The organism is Tannerella forsythia, assembly GCF_003860135.1.
In the GTDB taxonomy this organism is placed as follows: domain Bacteria; phylum Bacteroidota; class Bacteroidia; order Bacteroidales; family Tannerellaceae; genus Tannerella; species Tannerella forsythia_A.
In genome coordinates this window covers 31342-51553 of the sequence record NZ_RQYN01000008.1, presented here as the reverse complement: position 1 = coordinate 51553, position 20212 = coordinate 31342, and the positions used below count along the sequence as shown (strand labels likewise).

Annotated in this window: 17 protein-coding genes; 14 read left to right on the top strand and 3 right to left on the bottom strand. The window is 51.1% G+C overall.

Features of this window, described 5'->3' with window-relative positions; genetic code table 11:
• Window positions 1-410 precede the first annotated feature (410 nt).
• The 11 genes from pyrF (at window position 411) to EII41_RS03685 (ending at window position 14515) form a co-directional block, all read left to right on the top strand.
• Window positions 411-1235 (top strand): orotidine-5'-phosphate decarboxylase, encoded by an 825-nt coding sequence (gene pyrF / locus EII41_RS03735; RefSeq protein WP_124789502.1) that lies wholly within the window; start codon window positions 411-413, stop codon window positions 1233-1235.
• Between the two features lie 57 nt (window positions 1236-1292).
• Entirely contained in the window at window positions 1293-2081 is a 789-nt protein-coding gene (locus EII41_RS03730) for a hypothetical protein (protein WP_124789483.1), read from the top strand.
• Window positions 2082-2253: 172 nt separating this feature from the next.
• On the top strand, window positions 2254-3288 hold the full coding sequence (lpxD, locus tag EII41_RS03725) for a UDP-3-O-(3-hydroxymyristoyl)glucosamine N-acyltransferase (protein WP_124750836.1): 1035 nt from the start codon (window positions 2254-2256) through the stop codon (window positions 3286-3288).
• Between the two features lie 15 nt (window positions 3289-3303).
• A complete protein-coding gene (locus EII41_RS03720; RefSeq protein WP_124750835.1) occupies window positions 3304-4689 on the top strand; it encodes a bifunctional UDP-3-O-[3-hydroxymyristoyl] N-acetylglucosamine deacetylase/3-hydroxyacyl-ACP dehydratase in 1386 nt (461 codons plus the stop codon).
• 1 nt (window position 4690) lies between these two features.
• Complete coding sequence (lpxA, locus tag EII41_RS03715; RefSeq protein ID WP_124789482.1) at window positions 4691-5473, top strand: acyl-ACP--UDP-N-acetylglucosamine O-acyltransferase; 783 nt, start codon at window positions 4691-4693, stop codon at window positions 5471-5473.
• Window positions 5474-5491: 18 nt separating this feature from the next.
• A complete protein-coding gene (locus tag EII41_RS03710) occupies window positions 5492-6055 on the top strand; it encodes an IS1096 element passenger TnpR family protein (RefSeq protein ID WP_124789481.1) in 564 nt (187 codons plus the stop codon).
• A 3-nt stretch (window positions 6056-6058) separates the two neighbouring features.
• On the top strand, window positions 6059-6958 hold the full coding sequence (gene miaA, locus EII41_RS03705; RefSeq protein WP_124789480.1) for a tRNA (adenosine(37)-N6)-dimethylallyltransferase MiaA: 900 nt from the start codon (window positions 6059-6061) through the stop codon (window positions 6956-6958).
• Between the two features lie 86 nt (window positions 6959-7044).
• Entirely contained in the window at window positions 7045-8472 is a 1428-nt protein-coding gene (locus EII41_RS03700; protein ID WP_260425468.1) for a tetratricopeptide repeat protein, read from the top strand.
• Between the two features lie 12 nt (window positions 8473-8484).
• Window positions 8485-9360, top strand: a complete 876-nt coding sequence (locus EII41_RS03695; RefSeq protein WP_124789501.1) for a nucleoside phosphorylase — start codon at window positions 8485-8487, stop codon at window positions 9358-9360.
• A gap of 230 nt (window positions 9361-9590) precedes the next feature.
• On the top strand, window positions 9591-11222 hold the full coding sequence (gene pruA / locus EII41_RS03690) for an L-glutamate gamma-semialdehyde dehydrogenase (protein WP_124789478.1): 1632 nt from the start codon (window positions 9591-9593) through the stop codon (window positions 11220-11222).
• 338 nt (window positions 11223-11560) lie between these two features.
• Entirely contained in the window at window positions 11561-14515 is a 2955-nt protein-coding gene (locus EII41_RS03685) for an Ig-like domain-containing protein (RefSeq protein ID WP_124789477.1), read from the top strand.
• A gap of 292 nt (window positions 14516-14807) precedes the next feature.
• On the opposite strand, the gene EII41_RS03680 is transcribed toward EII41_RS03685, so the two are convergent.
• The 3 genes from EII41_RS03680 to prmC are packed head-to-tail and all read right to left on the bottom strand — an operon-like array spanning window position 14808 to window position 16829.
• Window positions 14808-15497, bottom strand: a complete 690-nt coding sequence (locus tag EII41_RS03680; RefSeq protein WP_124789476.1) for a ComF family protein — start codon at window positions 15495-15497, stop codon at window positions 14808-14810.
• Entirely contained in the window at window positions 15478-15993 is a 516-nt protein-coding gene (locus EII41_RS03675) for a regulatory protein RecX (RefSeq protein WP_260425467.1), read from the bottom strand. Before EII41_RS03675 ends, EII41_RS03680 begins: the two co-directional genes overlap by 20 nt.
• Window positions 15978-16829 (bottom strand): peptide chain release factor N(5)-glutamine methyltransferase, encoded by an 852-nt coding sequence (gene prmC / locus EII41_RS03670; protein WP_124789475.1) that lies wholly within the window; start codon window positions 16827-16829, stop codon window positions 15978-15980. The genes EII41_RS03675 and prmC overlap by 16 nt, the downstream gene beginning before the upstream one ends.
• Window positions 16830-16876: 47 nt before the next feature.
• Here prmC and ribD point away from each other — a divergent pair, with 47 nt between their 5' ends.
• The 3 genes from ribD to EII41_RS03655 all read left to right on the top strand — a co-directional run bounded on the left by ribD (window position 16877) and on the right by EII41_RS03655 (window position 20210).
• Window positions 16877-17950, top strand: a complete 1074-nt coding sequence (ribD, locus tag EII41_RS03665) for a bifunctional diaminohydroxyphosphoribosylaminopyrimidine deaminase/5-amino-6-(5-phosphoribosylamino)uracil reductase RibD (RefSeq protein ID WP_124789474.1) — start codon at window positions 16877-16879, stop codon at window positions 17948-17950.
• A gap of 112 nt (window positions 17951-18062) precedes the next feature.
• A complete protein-coding gene (locus EII41_RS03660) occupies window positions 18063-19421 on the top strand; it encodes a DUF6242 domain-containing protein (RefSeq protein ID WP_124789473.1) in 1359 nt (452 codons plus the stop codon).
• A 69-nt stretch (window positions 19422-19490) separates the two neighbouring features.
• On the top strand, window positions 19491-20210 hold the full coding sequence (locus EII41_RS03655) for a DUF6089 family protein (RefSeq protein WP_124750824.1): 720 nt from the start codon (window positions 19491-19493) through the stop codon (window positions 20208-20210).
• Window positions 20211-20212 lie beyond the last annotated feature (2 nt).

Sequence of the window (20212 nt, the reverse complement as noted above, 5' to 3'; positions counted from 1 at the left end):
AATAACATGACGGCGAGAAAGAGCATATCCGGACATTTCAAAAACGCGAACGCGCATTGCGTTAGCACAACGGAACATTTCAAAAGTGTAATGGCATATTGTGCGAGCACAATGGTGCATTTCAAAAGTGTAAACGTATATTGTGCAAGCACAATGGTACATTTCAAAAATGTAATGGCATATTGTGCGAGCACAATGGTGTATTTCAAAAGTGTAAACGTATATTGTGCAAGCACAATGGTGCATTTCAAAAGTGTAATGGCATATTGTGCAAGCACAATGGTACATTTCAAAAATGTAATGGTGTTTTGTGCGAACGCGACGGCACCTCGCCCGTGCGAAATGAACCTTCCGGCAGCCTCGCCCATCCATCTAACCGAATATAGATTGAATAAACTGACAAAATGACTATGACCAAACAAACATTATTTGAGAATATCCGGCGCAAGGCGTCTTTTCTTTGTGTCGGGCTGGATACGGATCTACAAAAAATCCCTCCGCATCTGTTGAAAGAAGAAGATCCGATCTTCGCCTTCAACAAAGCCGTGATCGATGCCACGGCTCCGTACTGCATTGCTTATAAACCCAATCTGGCTTTTTACGAATGCTACGGAGTGAAAGGCTGGATGGCGTTTGAAAAAACGGTGCGCTACGTGCGCGAGCATTACCCCGATCAATTCATCATTGCCGACGCCAAGCGGGGAGATATCGGAAACACATCGGCCATGTACGCCCGTACGTTCTTCGAAGAAACGGAGGTGGACGCGCTAACCATCGCCCCGTATATGGGCGAAGACAGTGTTACGCCTTTTCTCGGCTACGCAGGCAAATGGGTCATTCTGCTTGCCCTCACGTCGAACAAAGGATCGCACGATTTCCAATTGACGGACGACGCTCGCGGCGAAAAGCTCTTCGAGCGCGTTTTGCGCAAGTCGCAACAATGGGGCAACGACGAACAGATGATGTACGTTGTCGGCGCCACACAGGGACGGATGTTCGAAGACATTCGCCGCATCGCCCCGAATCATTTCCTGCTCGTTCCCGGCGTAGGCGCGCAGGGCGGATCGCTCGAAGAAGTATGCCGTTACGGAATGAACAAGACCTGCGGACTGATCGTCAACTCCTCCCGCGCTATTTTATACGCCGACCGGACGGAAGCGTTTGCCGACGCCGCCCGTGGCGAGGCACAAGCCGTACAGGAGCAAATGGCCCGCTATCTCGACGAATACCTGTAAGGCGACACGCGAAACGTTTACATAACCGAATCAATTTATCCAATATACACAATATCTATGAAACATCGAATTTTCTTCTTGCTCATCACGTTCATGCTGACCGCTCTTTCGATGCGGGGGCAGCATGATACGGAAGAACGGCTCCGCGCCCTGACACACGCGTGGAACGACGCGCACACGGCCGCCCGATTGGCCGAACTGGAACCGCTCTACGCCAATCACCTCCATCTCTACGGGACGATGGTCTCGCCCGCGAGAGCCGTCAGGCTGAAAAAAGGGTATCTGAAGAATCATCCCGGATTCGCGCAACGCATCGACGGCGACATCAACGTAGAACGCCTCACCGACGTGATTTACCGTTCGTCGTTCTCCAAAATAACGATTCAGGACGGTAAAGAGAGCGTCGTACAAGGCCTGCTTTACTTCCGCAAAAACGAATCGGACGAATGGTATATCTACTGCGAGAGCGACGATGTCACGAACAAACGTCTCAAGGCCCGTGTAGTGAAAGAATTTTCGTTCATGGCCAAACCGGAAAGCGAGGAAGACATCGTCTCGTGCCTTCTCTTCTCGACCCGAATGTATCGCGACGCGAAAAAAGACTTTTCCGGAGTGCATGTACGCATCATGTTCGACAGTACACCGGCCGACGACGGAAGTTCGACCTACAACGCCCGCCTCTTTCTCGACAACGACGATGCCCCCACCATCCAAACCTTCGGCTTTTTCTCTTACGACATCAAAGAAAGAAAATGCTACTTTTACTCTCCCGGATATAACGACGACGAAGGCGCGGAAGAATACCTCGATTACGACCATGCCGTCGAACTTTTCTTCGACCCGTAAGGCGCCATACACCGTATGCCTCCGCGAAGCATGCACACCGGCCGTATGCCCCATGTCCGTAACGACGGAAAATATCCGCCGCGAAAAAGCAATTATTCAATGCAAAATATAGGCGGTTTCAATTTTTTAGTATCTTTGTGGACTTTAATTTACTAAAGAACAGATAAAGCGAATGGAGTTTACGGCTCAACAAATAGCTGATTTTCTAAACGGGACGATAGAGGGAGATTCGGCCGTGAAGGTACATAATTTCTCGAAGATCGAAGAAGGACAGCCGGGTACACTCACCTTTCTGGCCAATCCCAAATACGAACATTATATCTACGGCACCCAAGCCAGCCTCGTTCTGGTTAACAATGATTTTAGCCCTTCGGCGCCCGTCGCGGCGACACTCATCAGAGTGCCCAACGCGTATGCCGCGCTGGCTACGTTGCTCAACATGGTAGAACAGCGAAACGAACCGAAAAAAGGCACTGCCGCGTCGGCTTTTATCGCTGCGTCGGCCAGTGTCGGGAAAGATGGTTATGTGGGAGAGTTCGCCTACATCGGCGAGAATACGACGATCGGCGAGGGATGCCGTATCTTCCCGCACGCTTACATCGGTGACCATGTGACGATCGGCGATCATACGATTGTGTATCCCCACGTCACGATTTACGACGGCTGCGTCATCGGCAAAAACTGTATTCTCCACGCCGGAGCCGTCATCGGTTCCGACGGTTTCGGGTTTGCCCCCGAAAATGGCGAGTATAAAAAGATCCCGCAGCTCGGTAACGTTGTGCTCGAAGACGAAGTAGAAGTAGGCGCCAATACGACCATCGATCGCGCGGTGATGAATTCGACCGTTATCCGCAAAGGCGTTAAGCTCGATAACCTCGTCCAGATCGCGCACAACGTTCAAGTAGGCGAAAACACCGTCATGGCCGCTCAAGTAGGCATCTCCGGTTCTACGAAGGTAGGCAGCCGGTGCATGATTGGCGGACAAGTAGGCCTCGGCGGACATATCCACATTGGCGACGATACGCAAATCGGCGCGCAGTCCGGTATCATCAGTCATATCGAAGCTCGCTCGCGTGTCATGGGATCGCCTGCCATACCGATCAAAAACTTCTTCCGTTCCGGTGTCATCTACCGCAAACTGCCGGAGATGTACCTCGAATTGAACCGGCTGAAGAAAGAAATCGAAGAACTGAAACAGAAAAAATAATAAACAGATAATACAATGCACAAGCAAAAGACACTCGCATCCGAATTTTCTTTGCAGGGAAAAGGGCTTCACACGGGATTGGACATCCATATCACCTTCAAGCCTGCCCCGGAAAATCACGGATACAAGATCAAACGTACCGACCTCGAAGGACAACCCGTCCTTGATGCATTAGCCGAGAACGTGATCAATACCCAACGGGGCACGGTAATTGGTAAAAACGATGTACAGGTCAGCACCATCGAGCATGCGATGGCCGCCCTCTACGCGTGGGAAGTCGATAACTGCCTGATCGAAGTCGATGCACCCGAATTTCCTATTCTCGACGGCAGCGCGCTCCCTTTCTCCGAAGGCATCAAGAACGTCGGACTGACCGAACAGAATGCTCCGCGCGATTATTACATCGTACGCCGCAAAATCGAAGTAAAAGATGAAGCGACAGGCGCGTCTCTCGTCATCCTTCCCGACGACAAGTTCAGCGTCAACGTGCTGATCAATTTCGATTCGCCCGTACTTTCCAACCAATATGCTTCGCTGACAGACCTCAACTGCTTCGCCGACGAATTGGCCGCATCGCGCACGTTCGTCTTTGTGCGCGAAATCAAGACGCTCTTCCAAAACGGCCTGATTAAAGGGGGTGACCTCGATAACGCCATCGTAATTTACGATCAGAAAATGCCTCAGGAAGAGTTAGACCGTATCGCCGACGAGCTGGGTCTGCCTCGAAAAGACGTGCAGGAACTGGGCTATATAAACAATAAACCGCTCACCTGCGATAATGAACCGGCACGACACAAACTGATCGACGTGATCGGCGATATGGCCCTCATCGGGAAACCCATCAAAGGGCATATCATCGCCACTCGTCCGGGACATAAGATCAATAACCAGCTCGCTCAACTGATTCGCAAAGACATTAAGCTTAACAGCGTGCAAGCTCCGATCTACGACCCTAACAGCGAGCCTTTGATGGACATCAACCGCATCCGCGAGTTACTTCCCCATCGCTACCCGTTCCTGCTGGTCGATAAGATTATTGAAATCGGAGGCGATCATATCGTAGGGATCAAAAACGCGACCGTCAACGAGCCGTTCTTTCAGGGGCATTTCCCGCAAGAACCGGTTATGCCGGGTGTGTTGCTTGTCGAAGCCATGGCGCAGACCGGAGGGTTGCTCGTGCTGAACTCCGTCGATGAGCCGGAGCGATACTCTACGTATTTTATGAAAATCGACGGCGTAAAGTTCCGCCAGAAAGTCGTGCCGGGAGATACGCTCATCTTCCGTCTCCAGTTGCTGGCGCCGATACGTCGAGGTGTTTCAACGATGAAAGGCTACGTCTTCGTGGGCGAAAAGGTCGTTTGCGAAGCCGAGTTTATGGCTCAAATTATTAAAAACAAATAACATGCATTCTCCCTTAGCCGTTATACATCCCGAAGCTCAAATAGGGCAGAATGTAACCATCGAACCGTTCGCCTTTATCGAGAAAGACGTAGTCATCGGAGATGATTGTCATATCTACCCGCACGCCGTGATACTCGAAGGTTCACGCATCGGGAAAGGATGTAAAATATTTCCGGGTGCCGTGATCGCCGGGATTCCGCAAGACCTGAAATTCGCCGGAGAAAAGACAACTGCCGAAATCGGCGACTACACGACTGTTCGCGAATGCGTGACCGTAAACAGAGGAACGGTTGCCAAAGGCAAAACCGTCGTGGGAAACCATTGCTTACTGATGGCTTATTCGCATATTGCACACGATTGTGAAGTGAAGAACAACGTCATCATCGGCAATGCTTCGCAAATTGCCGGCGAGGTAGAGATCGACGACTTCGCGATCCTCAGCGGCAGCGTGCTCGTCCACCAGTTCACCCGCATCTCGCAACATGTGATGATACAGGGAGGCTCGCGCGTAGGCAAAGACATTCCGCCCTATACACTTATCGGGCGCGACCCGATCGCTTACTGCGGCATCAACATTGTCGGGCTTCGTCGGCGCGGCTTCACCAACCAGCAGGTCTTCCTGATTCAGGATATTTACCGAACGTTATATACACGCGGACTGAATAATACCGACGCCCTGCTGGCCATCGAGACAGAATACGAACCGAGCAAGGAACGCGACCTGATTCTCAACTTTATCAAGTCGTCCAAACGCGGTATCGTGAGAGGTTCTATTGACGAATAAACGATTATTAAACATATTATGGTATACCGTTTTCTATTATTGTCGGACGAAGCCAATGACTTCAGACGCGAAATAAAGATCAGCTCGGAAGCGACTTTCCTCGACTTACACCATGCGATTGCAGACGCCGTAAAATTCAGAAAAGACGAAATGTGCTCGTTCTTTATCTGCGACGACGACTGGAGCAAGAAAAATGAAATCACCCTGATCGATATGGGGGCTCCCGCCGAAGTAGATACCTACCTGATGGAAGATACTCTGCTCGAAGAACTGCTTGAAGACGAGCACCAGAAACTGCTGTATGTCTTCGATTACATGACGGAGCGGGCTTTCTTTATGGAACTTAGCGAAATCATCACCGGACAGAACCTCAAGGAAGCCGTCTGTTCGCTGGCTGTCGGCAAACCGCCCGTACAAATTCTTTCCCCCGAAGAACTGGAGAAAAGTATCGAGAAGAACCTCGATCTGGGTGAAGATTTCTATGGGGATGCCGAGTTTAACGACGACGAACTGGATAACCCCGGCGACACCGAACGATTCGATGAAGAGTCGATGGGCAACCCTTACGATGAACGCTATTAAACAATGAATACACTCGTCGTCTTGCTCGGCCCTACCGGTGTCGGTAAGACGGCGCTCAGTCTCCACATCGCACGACGCATCGGATCGCCCATCTTATCGGCCGATTCCCGACAGCTCTATAAAGACCTCGTGATCGGGACGGCCGCACCGACGCCGGACGAACGTGCTGCCGTTACTCACTATCTGGTAGGTCTACTCGAACTGACCGACTATTACAGCGCCAGCCGCTTTGAGGAGGATACGCTGTCGCTTCTGCAAACCCTTTTCAAACAACATCACGCTGTACTGATGACCGGCGGCTCGATGATGTACATCGATGCCGTATGCAAGGGAATCGACGACATCCCCACCGTCACGCCCGATATCCGCCAGGCCGTATGGAACGAGTATGAACAAGGCGGGCTGGCTCCGCTGCTCGACGAACTGAAACAATCCGATCCGCTGCATTACGATGAGGTAGACCGGAAGAATCATCGGCGCGTGCTCCATGCCGTCGAAATTTGCCGCATGACAGGGAAACCTTACTCTTCCTTCCGTACAAACACGATTAAAGAACGCCCTTTCCGTATCCTGAAAGTCGGGCTGATGCGCCCCCGCGAGGAATTATTCGAGCGGATCAACCGGCGAGTCGACCAAATGATGGCCGACGGCCTTCCGGACGAAGCGCGACGAGTCTACCCGCACCGAGCATTAAACTCACTGAACACCGTGGGCTATAAAGAACTGTTCGCTTACCTCGATGGCCTCTGCTCTCTCGATGAGGCTGTCGCCAAAATCAAACGCAACACCCGCGTATATGCCCGTAAACAAATAACGTGGTTCAAGCGCGACGAATCCATCCGGTGGTTTCACCCCGACGACACGGAAGAGATCTTTGCTTTCCTCTCGGAAAACGGACTGTGAGGAATGAAAAATCGCCCGGAGATAGCAGCAGATAAAAATTTATGGCTATCTTTGGGGAATCGAACAATTTTGCAACTTATTTTCGTATGAAATCATTGACCGGGAAAATAGCCCGATTGATCGTCTTTGCCGGGGTCGCATGGGGAGCGAATGCGCAGAGCCTTGATCAAGCCAAGAAACTGTATAACGACGGACAATACGAAGAGGCCAAACCGGCCTTCGAACGGCTGGTCACCCAGTCGCCCAATAATTCGTCTTACAATCTATGGTATGGCGTATGTTGCTATGAAACGGGCGACGTCGGCACGGCCGAAAAGCACTTGCTCGTTGCCAACAAGCGGAAAGCAGCCGAGTCGTACCGGTATCTTGCCCTACTTTACACCGACACATATCGCTTCGACGAGGCCGTACCAATGTGGGAGGACTATATCGCCTTGCTTGCGAAAAAGAAAGCCGATACCGAGCCATACGAAACACTTTTGGAAAGGACCGAACGGATGCTTCGCATGAGGAATAATACTGAGCTTGTGCAGATCATCGACAGTATCGTCGTCGACAAGGAAGAGCTGCTTTCAGCCTATTTCCTGCACGAAGACAATGGCCAAATATTGCCCTACGACAACGTATTTCCTGCGTCGGGCGAAAACGCATCGCCCGTCTACGTCAGTCCGAAAGGTGACCAAGCGTACTACGGACGAAAAAAGAACGGAGCGTTCGCCCTCTTCACACAATCCAAACTGATGGACGACTGGGCTGACGAGAAACCGATCTTTCCGAACGATTCGGCCGACAACAATTACCCGTTCGTACTGGGCGACGGACGTACACTCTACTTTGCTTCGAAAGGGAATGGATCGATCGGAGGATACGACTTGTTTATCACGCGTTACAGCATCGATGGAAGCAGTTACCTTTCGCCCGAACAACTGAGTATGCCGTTTAACTCGCCGGCGAACGATTACATGATGGTCGTCGACGAGGCCAAAGGGATAGGTTGGTTTGCCTCCGACCGCCACCAACCCGAAGGAAAAGTTTGTCTTTACCTGTTTATCCCCGACCCTGCGCGAAAGCGGGTATCAGAAGAAATTGAGACAGAAAAGCTCCGCCGCTTGGCCGCGTTGATGTCGATCAAGGATACATGGATCGAAGGACGCGACTACACGGCACAGATTACTTCGGCCGGAACAGAACCCTTGTCTCACGAGAAGAAGGAAGAGAAAGAGATCGAGTTTATCGTGAACGACCGCACCGTCTATTATAGATGGAGCGAGATTCGCAGCGCCGATGCCAAAATCTTTTACGAAAAAGTAATGGAGTTGAAGAAACAAATCGGAGCACTCGAAAAACGGTTATCCGACGATTATACGGCTTATACGAAGGGAAACCAAGCCGTTCGCACGAAATTAAAACCAGTGATTCTGGGCAATGAACAGAAACTTGACGAGCTGCACAAACAAGTGAAGGAATGGGAAAAAAAGGCACGTAATGCCGAAAATAATACATTAAAAAAATAAGGAGAAATGTGTATGAAGACAGCCATGATTCCGCCATCGGAACTTATCATCAACGACGATGGAAGTATTTTCCATCTGCATCTGAAACCCGAACAGTTGGCCGACCGCATCATCTTAGTCGGTGATCCGGCACGCGTGACGATGATCGGAGAATATCTCGACGAGAAGGAATGCGACGTACAAAGCCGCGAATTTCACACCATCACCGGCCGGTATCGCGGCAAACGCATCACGATCGTATCGCACGGCATCGGGGGAGACAATATCGACATCGTTCTGAACGAGCTCGACGCGCTGGCCAATATCGATCTCGCGACACGTACGGTCAAACCCGACTTCCGGCAACTGACCATGGTACGCATCGGTACGAGCGGCGGGCTGCAACCGTCGGTACCCGTCGGCACGTATGTCGCAGCCGGGCGCGCTATCGGCTTCGACGGAGTTATCTATTTCTACGATGGCACCGAACAGATACGCGACACGACGTTCGAGAAAGAATTGCTTCGGCAACTCGATTGGAAGATCGACGGATTACGCCCCTACGTCGTGCCGGCCGATCCGTCGCTGCTCGAACAGATTACACACGACGATATTCAACGCGGCATCACCATTGCGGCAAACGGTTTCTACGGGGCGCAGGGACGTTCGCTACGCCTCTCTCTGACCGACCCGGAACTGAACCGGAAAATCGAAGCCTTTGATTTCGAAGGGCAACGTATCACCAACTTCGAAATGGAAAGCTCGGCATTGGCCGGACTGTCGGCCTTGATGGGACATCGCGCCCTGACGGTCTGCTGCATCATCGCCGGACGGGTAGATAAAAACATGAATACGGACTATAAAACGAGTCTGGTTCAACTGATCGAAAAAGTGCTGGAACGCATTTAAAAGAAAGCATTCAGTGGTCGGTTTTCAGTTGTTAACGAGCGCTAATAGATGGCTGATTACTGACTTCTGCACAACAACGAAACGAAAGGTAAAGGAATGACGAAAACCGGACGTAAAACACCAAGAATCGGCAGACTTGCCATTTTTAGATTCCTTTCCTTTCAAAGAAACGCGAGCGAATATATATCTTTGTCTCCGAAACAAAAGTAAAACACATAAAAAACACCGATATGGATAATGCAATTTTCAGGTTTCCGAACCCGGGCAATGAGCCGGTAAAGACATACGCCCCCGGCACAAGTGAAAAAACAGCGTTGAAAGCAGCTCTAAAGCAGCTAAGTACCGAAGAATGGGATATTCCTTTGATTATTGGCGGAAAAGAAGTACGAACGGGTGACACCGGCAAGGTCGTCATGCCGCATGATCACCGCCACGTGCTGGCCACCTACCACAAGGCCGGCGAAAAAGAAGTACAGATGGCTGTCGATGCCGCGATGAAAGCGCATCGAGAATGGTCGGAGTTACCTTGGGTAGAACGTGCCTCGGTCATGCTCCGGGTAGCCGAACTCTTCACAACGAAATACCGCTATCTGTTGAACGCCTCCGTGATGCTGGGACAAAGCAAGAATCCTTTTCAGGCCGAAATCGACGCTCCGTGCGAGCTGATCGACTTTCTGCGTTACAGCGCATTCTATGCCGGACAGGTTTACGCCGGACAACCTTATTCGGACGCGGGCATACTGAACCGCATGGAATACCGCGCACTCGAAGGCTTTGTTTTCTCGCTGACTCCGTTTAACTTTACCTCCATCGCGTCGAACCTGAACATGGCTCCGGCCATGATGGGTAACGTAGCGGTCTGGAAGCCGTCGACCACAGCCATTCATTCGAACTATCTTCTGATGAAAGTCTTCCGCGAAGCCGGACTGCCGGATGGCGTAGTCAACTTTATTCCCGGTCAGGGCAGCGTCATCGGCAAAGTAGTCGTTTCGCATCCCGACTTGGCAGGCTTCCACTTCACCGGGTCTACGGCGACATTCAATACCATATGGCGTCAGATCGGCGAAAACCTCGGCGCATACAAATCATATCCGCGGATTGTCGGCGAAACGGGCGGTAAGAACTTTATCTTCGCGCATCCGTCGGCACCGGCCGATGATGTAGCGACAGCCATCGTACGCGGGGCTTTCGAATATCAGGGACAGAAATGTTCGGCCGGATCGCGCGCATACATCCCCGCCTCGCTCTGGAAAGAAGTCAAAGAGCGCGTGGGTGACATGCTGAAAGAGATCAAGATGGGAGACGTGCAGGATTTCACGAACTTCGTCAATGCCGTGATCGATGAAGCGTCGTTCGACAACATCATGGGATATATCGAACATGCCAAACAGGCACCGGATGCCGAAATCCTTTTCGGAGGAAAAGGAGACAAGTCGGTCGGCTATTTTGTGGAACCGACCGTTATTCTGACGACGAATCCGGCGTTCAAAACGATGACGGAAGAAATCTTCGGACCTGTCATTACGATCTACGTGTACGAGGATCATGCATACGAGGAAACGCTCGAACTGTGCGACCGCACATCGCCTTACGGGCTGACCGGCTCGATCTTCTCACGCGATCGTTACGCCATCGACAAAGCGTTCCATAAACTGCGTTACGCCGCAGGCAATTTCTACATCAACGACAAGCCTACCGGGGCAGTCATCGCTCAGCAACCGTTCGGCGGATCACGCGCTTCGGGAACGAACGACAAGGCCGGAGGCCCGTTGAACCTGATTCGCTGGACGAATCCGCGTTGTATCAAAGAAACTTTCGTACCACCGGTAACATACGGCTATCCGTTCCTCGGCGAAGAATAGACGTTTATTCGCATTTCAGGCCGACAAGGCAAGTAAGATAATTAGAAGGGTGTGTCAGAACAGCAAGTTTGGGCACACCTTTTTCTATTAGACTTGTAAATCTATGCTTTACTTCGGTTATTATGGACGGGTTAAACAACAAACCATATCGCATCCAAGATACCATACGATCCAGTAAACCGCCCATGAAAAAGTAGTTTTTTCTCGCATCACGCAAAAAAAAAAAACAGGACAAAACGTAAAACATAAGAAGCCCCATTTTTGTTATCATATCTCAGAGGAAAGACCTCCGAATACGTTTAATTGTTAAAAAGGGGCAGCAGCCCGATCGAAAAACTATGAAAAAGAACATGACCTGCGTTTTATCATGGATCATCTTGATATGGTCCATCACCGCTTTTTACAGTCAAGCCTCACCGGCAACATCTTCGACTATACCTCTGCGAGATCATCCTCGTCTGTTGCTTTTTAAAGGTGAGGAAAACGAAATCAAACAGCTGATTGCCTCCGATCCGGCATGGAAAAAGATGCATGAACTGATTCTCAAAGAATGCGAAGTACTGCTGAAGAAGCCCGATCTGGAGCGTAAGATGGAGGGCATCAGGTTGCTGAAAGTATCGAGAGAGATGTGGAAGCGATCGTTTTACCTGTCGTATGCCTATCGTATGACAGGCGATATGAAGTATTTCCACAAGGTGGAACGAGATATGTTAACGGTTTCCAAATTCTCCGACTGGAACCCGAGTCACTTCCTCGATGTTGCCGAAATGACGATGGCCTTAGCAATCGGTTATGACTGGCTGTTCGAAAAACTTTCGGAGAACTCGAGAAAACAGATTCGAGAAGCTATTGTACATAAAGGATTACTGCGTTCGAAAGATCAGAAGAATTATAACTGGTGGCTTAAAGTGGGAGGCAACGCCAATCAGGTTTGTAATTCAGGCATCAGTATGGGTGCACTGGCCGTTCAGGAGGATTATCCCGAACTGACACAGGAGTTGGTTGATCGAGCTTTCACTTCGTTACCCTTCGCTCTGAAAACGTATGCGCCCGATGGCGTTTACCCCGAAGGATTCGGATACTGGGTGTACGGAACAACGTACAACGTACTTTTTCTAAGCGCGATCGAAAAAATTCAGGGAAGCGACAGAGGCCTCTCGGCCATGCCCGGATTCCTGCAATCGGCCGATTTTATCAAACACTCGATCACTCCGGCACGGAAAAACTTTAACTGGTCTGACCAGGGAGAATGGATCATCATCCACCCCGCCATGTTCTGGATGGCTCAAAAAAGAGGAGATCCGTCTGTTTTGTGGTCGGAAAAGAAATTTCTGGAACATCCCACATTCAGAGGATATGAAAACCTGCGTGAGCTACCGGCTGTCATGATTTGGGCAAGAAACACGCCTATGCATAAGATTACCGAACCCAAAGAAAAGTTCTGGGTAGGACAAGGCCCCAATCCGATAGCCGTCATGCGCAACTCATGGACTGATCCGAACGCGCTCTACCTCGGCTTTAAAGCAGGAAATCCCACGGAGATACACGGGCACATGGACATCGGATCCTTCATCATGGAGGCCGACGGTTACCGATGGGCTTCCGATCCGGGCACGCAGAATTATTACAAAACGGATTCGATGGGGATGAACACTTCGTCCAAAGACCCCAAAACGGAGCGTTGGAAAGTGTTTCGTTATAATAACCATTCGCACAATGTGATCACGATCAACGGACAGCTTCAGAACCCGAAAGGGTATGCCAAGATCGATGAATACAGCGACCATAAAGAATTCATGTATGCCCTGTCCGACTTGACGGATGCGTATAACGGAGAAGTAAAAAAAGGCATGCGGGGCGTGGCCCTCAAAGATGGAAAGTACGTCGTTATCCGTGACGAGATCGAGACACTGAATAACGGGAAACCAACCACCGTCCGATGGAAGATTTTCACCTATTGCGACGTCCAAATCTCCGATCATTCGGCCGTACTTACCCCCAGCAGCGTGCTCGAAGAAAACTGGAGACACAAGGGAAAGAAGCTGACGCTGAAAGTCAACACTTCGTCGAAAATAGTGATGAAACAGTGGAGCACCACGACCGGCAAACCATACGACCCGGTCAACAAGGGTGCCGTACTCCTCGGATTCGAATGTACGATTCCCGCCGGCACGAGAGCGACTTTCGAAGTGCTGCTGATCCCCGAAAAATCGACCGATTCGGCAACGTTTTTAAACAAAGATTTGAGTGAGTGGAAAACGATCAAAGGCAATACGTCTCCCGCAGTCGTTCCCGTCAAAAAGCTGACGCTCGACAAAAACACGCTGAAACTCTCGAAAGGTGAGACGGCAACGCTCAAAGCCGTCGTAGAACCGGCCAACGCAACCAACAAAAACGTGACGTGGAGCAGCGACAAGTCCTCCATTGCCACGGTCGATGCTTCCGGGCGAGTGACTGCCAAAACGGCAGGAGTAGCTGTCATCACCGTAAAATCGAAGGCAGACCCCAAGAAACAAGCAACGTGTACCGTGACGGTTACGGAACCCGCCCAACTCGCCGTATCGCCCGCGAACATCCGCCTCAAGCCGGAAAAAGACAAGCAGAAAATAAAGATCACGAGCAACAGGCCATGGGAAGCCTCTTCGTCGGTCGGATGGCTTACCCTCTCGGCAGCATCCGGCACAGGCAGCGGATCGATCATCGTCACGGCCACACCGAATCCTTCGGAGAAACACCCTCGCACGGGCAAGGTAACGATTACCGCGGAAGGATTGACCCAAACGGTAACATTCACCCAAAAGGCACGCCCGACACATATAAAGGTGAGTAAGCTGACGCTCGACAGACAAGCGCTGAAACTCTCGAAAGATGAGACGACAACCCTCAAGGCAATCGTAGAACCGGCCAACGCAAGCAACAAAAACGTGACGTGGAGGAGCAACGCGCCCGGTATCGCCAGCGTGAACAACGGCCATGTGACAGCCGTAGCCGCAGGAGTGGCTACGATTAGCGCCCAAACGGTCGACGGCGGTCTGAGGGCTACCTGCCAAGTAACCGTCACGGACGAAACGACAGGCAACACCGAAATACTTACTCCGCAAGTTCATGCTGTTCCGGGAGCTGTCCGAATTTTCTTACCATATCCCGAAACGGCCTACATTTTCAGTTTAGACGCGCTGAGAATACATGTCTTGATTCTACGGGCCGGCGAACACGTACATCCGCTGCCTCCCGGAGCGTACGCGGTGAAGATTCGTAAAGAATCGTATAAAATCCTCATTCGTAACAGGTGAAAAAGGGAAGCAAAGTAAGCAAAAAGGTGACATGAGTAACCTAAAAGGTGACATGAGTAACCAAAAAGGTGACATGAGTAACCTAAAAGGTAACACGAGTAACCTAAAAGGTGACATGAGTAACCAAAAAGGTGACACGAGTAACCTAAAAGGTAACATGAGTAACCTAAAAGGTAACATGAGTAACCTAAAAGGTGACACGAGTAACCTATAAGGTAACATGAGTAACCTAAAAGGTGACACGAGTAACCAAAAAGGTAACACAAGTAACCTAAAAGGTGACACGATCTGCCTATAAAGCAAAGGCCAGTGTAAAAACACTGATGCTGATACGGGGTATTCGCGTCAGGCAGTCGATACACGAAAGCAGGGTCGCGCCCGTAGTGAGGACATCGTCGACAAGTAACACATGCTTGTCGACGAATTGTTCCGGCCGGGAAAGACGAAAGGCTTCGGCTACGTTCATACGCCGTTCGTAAGCCGATTTATGCGTTTGGGTGTCGGTATCGACCGCGCGGACAAGCGTCCGGGTATCGACAGGAAAATGATACACCTCCGCCAGCCCCAGTGCGATCCATTCCGCTTGATTGTATCCTCTCGTCCGTTGCCTACGTCGATGAAGAGGGACGGGAATACACACATCCACGTCGCGAAAAAAACTGTCGGCCTGCAACTCCTGAGCGGCTATTCGTCCTAACCTCTCGGCCAATTGTTTATTGCCTTTGTATTTGAACGAGTGAATCAACGACTGTACGGGGCCTCCCTCTTTGTAGAAAAGAAAGGCGGTCACATGTCGAAACGAAGAGATGCCGGTAAAAAGCGGAAGAAGAGGATGGTCATCGCGCCGATGATAGTATGTTCGCGGGAGGTCGCACAGGCAATGCACGCAGAGTGCTCGCTCTTCCGGCAGCAACGCTTTTTTACAGAGCTGACAGAGACGCGGCTCAAACAGGTTCAGCAAATCATTCCAGATCGTCGTCATCGAAAGTACTTCCCTGACACAGCTGTCTGACACATTGGATAACGAGCGATTGTTCGTAGCCCTTGTTCGCTGCAAAACGGCAGAGTTTTACAAACAAATCTGCGTCCGAAACGCTTCGCGCTGTACGTTTCTTACGTCGGAGCAAATCCGTCAAGATACATCGATATTCGTCCTCATCGATCTGACTCAATGCCTCGTCTATCACGCTCTGCGCAATACCTTTCCGCCTCAACTCATAGCTCGTTTTGATCCGACCCCATTCGTTAAAGCGAAGTTTATCGTTGACGAAGCTGCGGCAAAAACGGGCTTCGTCGATAAATTTCTCTTCGATCAGACGGGCGATAATACGCTCCTCACCTTCGGGCGAAAGGCCGGCGTTTGCGATCTTCTTACGCACATCGTGAATACAGCGTTCGGCCGTGGAACAATAGGCCGCGGCGCGGTGCAACATTTCGGATTCGCTCTTCGCTTTCATCTCCCTCAGGTTTTTGAACATTGAATGAACCGTTCTTTGCCCGATATGTCGCGGACAGTCTCTACCTCGCGGTAATCCATTTCCTTCAACAGCGACACAAGCTCCTTTCCGTAAGCCGCGTTGATCTCGAAATACAATCGTCCGCCTTCCGACAGCCATTTTCTCCCCCGCGCCGCAATATGCCGGTAGAAGCACAACGGATCGTCGTCGGAAACAAACAACGCCTGCGCGGGTTCGTACATGAGCACATGGGCGTCCATGGCGGCTTTCTCACACTCCGTTACATAGGGCGGATTGCTGACGATCACGTCGAATGCCGACGGAGCCACTTCGTCCAACGACGATTCGGAAAGGATATCGGCCAGTAAGAACCGGACATCGGCCTGATGGGTCTCGGCATTGCGTCGGGCGACAGCCAGTGCGTCATCGCAAATATCGATGGCCGTAACCGTCGCTTCACGCAGCATCTTGGCCAGAGAGACCGCGATACATCCGCTTCCGGTACCGATATCGAGCACCTTCGGCCCCGTTTCGGGATGACGACGAACGATCAGTTCCACCAGCTCACTCGTCTCGGGACGAGGAATCAGTACCGAGGGAGTCACCTCGAACCGAAGCCCGTGGAACTCGCATTCTCCGAAAATATACTGTATCGGCTCCGAGCGAGACAAACGCTCCACCACCCGCCGGATGGATTCTTTCTCCGTCTCGTCAATTTGCTTATCTTTGCACAGGATTTGCCGGGCCAACGTCAGACCGCAGACACGTTCGAAAAGCCAGCGGGTAAGATTCCGAATCTCTTCCGCTGAATACGTTCCGCTGAGGGTCTCCCGGATGTAGGCCGTTGTTGCTTGCATAACCATATCAAACAGATGACAAAAGTACGGAATTTTTGACACATCCGATGGATACAGACGAGAAATACATGGCACGCTGCCTGACGCTGGCAGCCGCCGGAGCAGGTATGGTAGCGCCGAATCCGATGGTCGGCGCGGTGGTGGTGCACCGCGGACGCATCATCGGCGAAGGGTATCACCGGCAGTTCGGCGGAGCCCACGCCGAAGTACATGCGATCGCTTCGGTTCGCGACGAGACATTGCTGAGCGACTCTACGCTCTACGTCAATCTGGAGCCTTGCTCGCATCACGGCAAAACACTACCCTGCACCGAACTGATTATCCGCAAGCGGATTCCTCGCGTGGTCATCGCCTGCATCGATCCGTTCCCGGCCGTTTCGGGGCGAGGTGTCCGAAGACTCAAAGAAGCAGGGGTCGACGTAAAAACAGGCGTGCTGGAAAACGAAGCCCTTTACCTGAACCGCTTTTTTATGACTGCACAGACGCAACGTCGCCCCTATGTCATTCTAAAATGGGCACAAAGCGCCGACGGATTCCTCGACCGTCTTCGGACGGACGCCTCCGTACCGGCTGCGCGTCTGTCGTGTGCGGCCACGGTACGCATGGTGCATAAGCTCCGCTCCGAGGTCGACGCCATCATGGTCGGTACCCATACGGCTTACCTCGACAATCCTTCGCTGACCGTACGCCATTGGGCGGGAAAGCATCCCGTCCGTGTCTTGTCCGACCGCACCTTGCGCGTCCCAACCTCCGCTACCTTGTTCGACGGTTCCGTGCGAACGTTCCTCTATAACGCAAAAAAAAGCGGCGTAGAAGGACAAACCGAATATCTGCCACTCGACCTGACGGGACCGATTATTCCGCAAATATTGCAGTCGCTCCATGAGAAGCACATTCAGTCCTTGCTCGTCGAAGGGGGCGCTTTGCTGCATCGTCGTTTTATGGAGCTGGGATTGTGGGACGAAGCACGGATCGAAACGACGCCCGCCGTGCTCGGAAGCGGTGTAAAGGCGGCCGATATCCGGACGGCCGACGGTGCCGTATGGAAAGCAGAACAATCCATACGTTCGGGTAATGGCATGCCCCATACGCTGGCGATATTCACGCATAAGCATTTCTAAACAAATCCCTGACAGGGACACTAAAATTATATAAAACTGACCCGATATAGGCGGCAAAGAAAAAAAATTTCTACTTTTGTGCTCTAATTTTACAGCGTAATATATTGTATCAATGAAAAAGAACAGGTTACAATCAGGAATAGCCGCAGGCATGGCGGCTCTTTTGTTGTCTTCTTGCTTGAATAATAAAGAACTCGAAGTAGTCGACTGGATGCAGGACAACTGTCAGATCGCTTCTTTTTCGTTGAAAAACGACTCCATTCGCGGCTTGGAACAGGTAGTCTTTACCATCGACCAGCTGAACGGCGAAATTTTCAACCGGGACTCCATGCCTTACGGAACCGTCATTAACCGCAAAGTCGTTTGCACTGTGGGATATGACGGACCACCTCCTTCGGCCGTCGAAGTGTATCAGGAAACGACCAAGGAAAGAAAGAACTGGGACGGAAGAGATTCACTCGACTTTTCGAAATCCGTCCGCTTCGATGTCTATTCTTACAACGGTAAATCCGTAAAAACGTATACGGCCAAATTAAATATCCATCAGCAAAAACCGGACTCGATGACATGGTTGCGGACGGAGAAACTGCTGGGCGAAGAGAGAGAGGAACAACGCGTGCTGGAGTGGAAAGGCAAGTACCGGATGTTTGTTCGCAAGTCCGGAGATTACCAGCTCTATCAGTCGGATGACGCCAAGACATGGGTGTCCTCCTCGCTGAACGGCCTTTCCGGAAAAACACTTGTTCTAAGTCAAATAACCGCCTACGGAGAGACTCTTTACGCGCCGGCTTCAGATGGATTGTTGTACCGCTCGGATAACTGCACGGACTGGACCGTCGTCAACGGTGCCCCGGAGGTGAAAGCTTTGCTGGGCGTTGTCGATTCGGTGGCGCAATCATCGCGTCCGTCTGCATTGGCTGCCATCGTGAAGAACGGAGACTCGTGGCATTTCGCGTCGATGAATACCAAAGGAAAGTGGACGACCGGCCGGATGATGCCGGAAGATTTCCCGATTGAAGGATTCGGAATAGCCGGCTATGAGGCGGTTTTCTACCGGCACCTGCTCGTTATCGCCGGAAAAAAACGAAACGGCGAGTTAAGTAATCGCTCGTGGGAGACGACCGACGGTCTGACGTGGGTAAGCCTGAACCATTCGGCCACGGCACGCTTGGAGGCATGCGAAGGTGCGGCCGTTACGTTCTACGACAATCAGATTTACCTGATCGGCGGTTTCAATGCCTCAAAGACAGCCTCTCGGAAAATCTACCGTTCGACAAACAGAGGCTTGTCGTGGACACTGGTCAATAAACTGATCGTACTGCCTGAAACTTTCCAACCGCGAGGCTATGCTTCGTTGCTGGTAGACAAAGATAACTACATGCTGCTTTTCGGCGGAAAAGAAAAGCATGATCGCGCTGTGCTCGACGAGTTGTGGCATGGACGTATAAACCGTTTAGGCTTCAAGGAATGAAGTACGAAAGATAATTTTGCACGGTTTCTCACGTTAGAAAGAAAGGTAATGACTGTAATAATAAAAGAAATGTCAATCACTTTTTTTCGACGCTGGCTAACCGTCTTTCTGCTCACCGTTCCGATAGCGACGTTGTATGCACAGGAATACAGATACGAAATCGGAGGGATGGGTGGTGGCGCGTTTTATATGGGCGACGCCAATAAAAATACCGTGCTGAAAGGACTCAATCCGTCGATCGGAATGATGTTCCGGTATAACGCGAATTTTCGAGTCGCTTTCAAAGGGAACCTGACTTGGGCGCAGCTATCCGGTAGTACGAACGGACTCGACAACGTCTTTCCGAACGGATTACAGACGTCATTCTCACGGAACGTACTCGATCTGGGAGGTCAGTTCGAGTTCAATTTCTTTCCTTACAGCGATAAGTTTCCGTACTTAAACACGAAACGGATCGCGCCTTATTTGCTATTCGGTATGGGTGGAACGGTTGCCACCGGAAGCGGCGATACGTTCGCGAGCCTGAACATCCCGATCGGCGCAGGTGTGAAATATAAAATGAAGAACCGGGTCAACGTCGGACTGGAAATATCCGTCCGTAAGTTGTTCGGCGACGGATTAGACAACAAGGAGCTGAACGCTCCTTACAAGATAGAGAGCAGTGTGATGAAGAATCAGGATTGGTATACACTCATGACCCTGTTCTTAACGTGGGATTTCGGTCCACGCAACCGGAAATGCAACAGCGCCAAAGGCATTGATGCACTGATGGGATTATCGAAACATTAGAC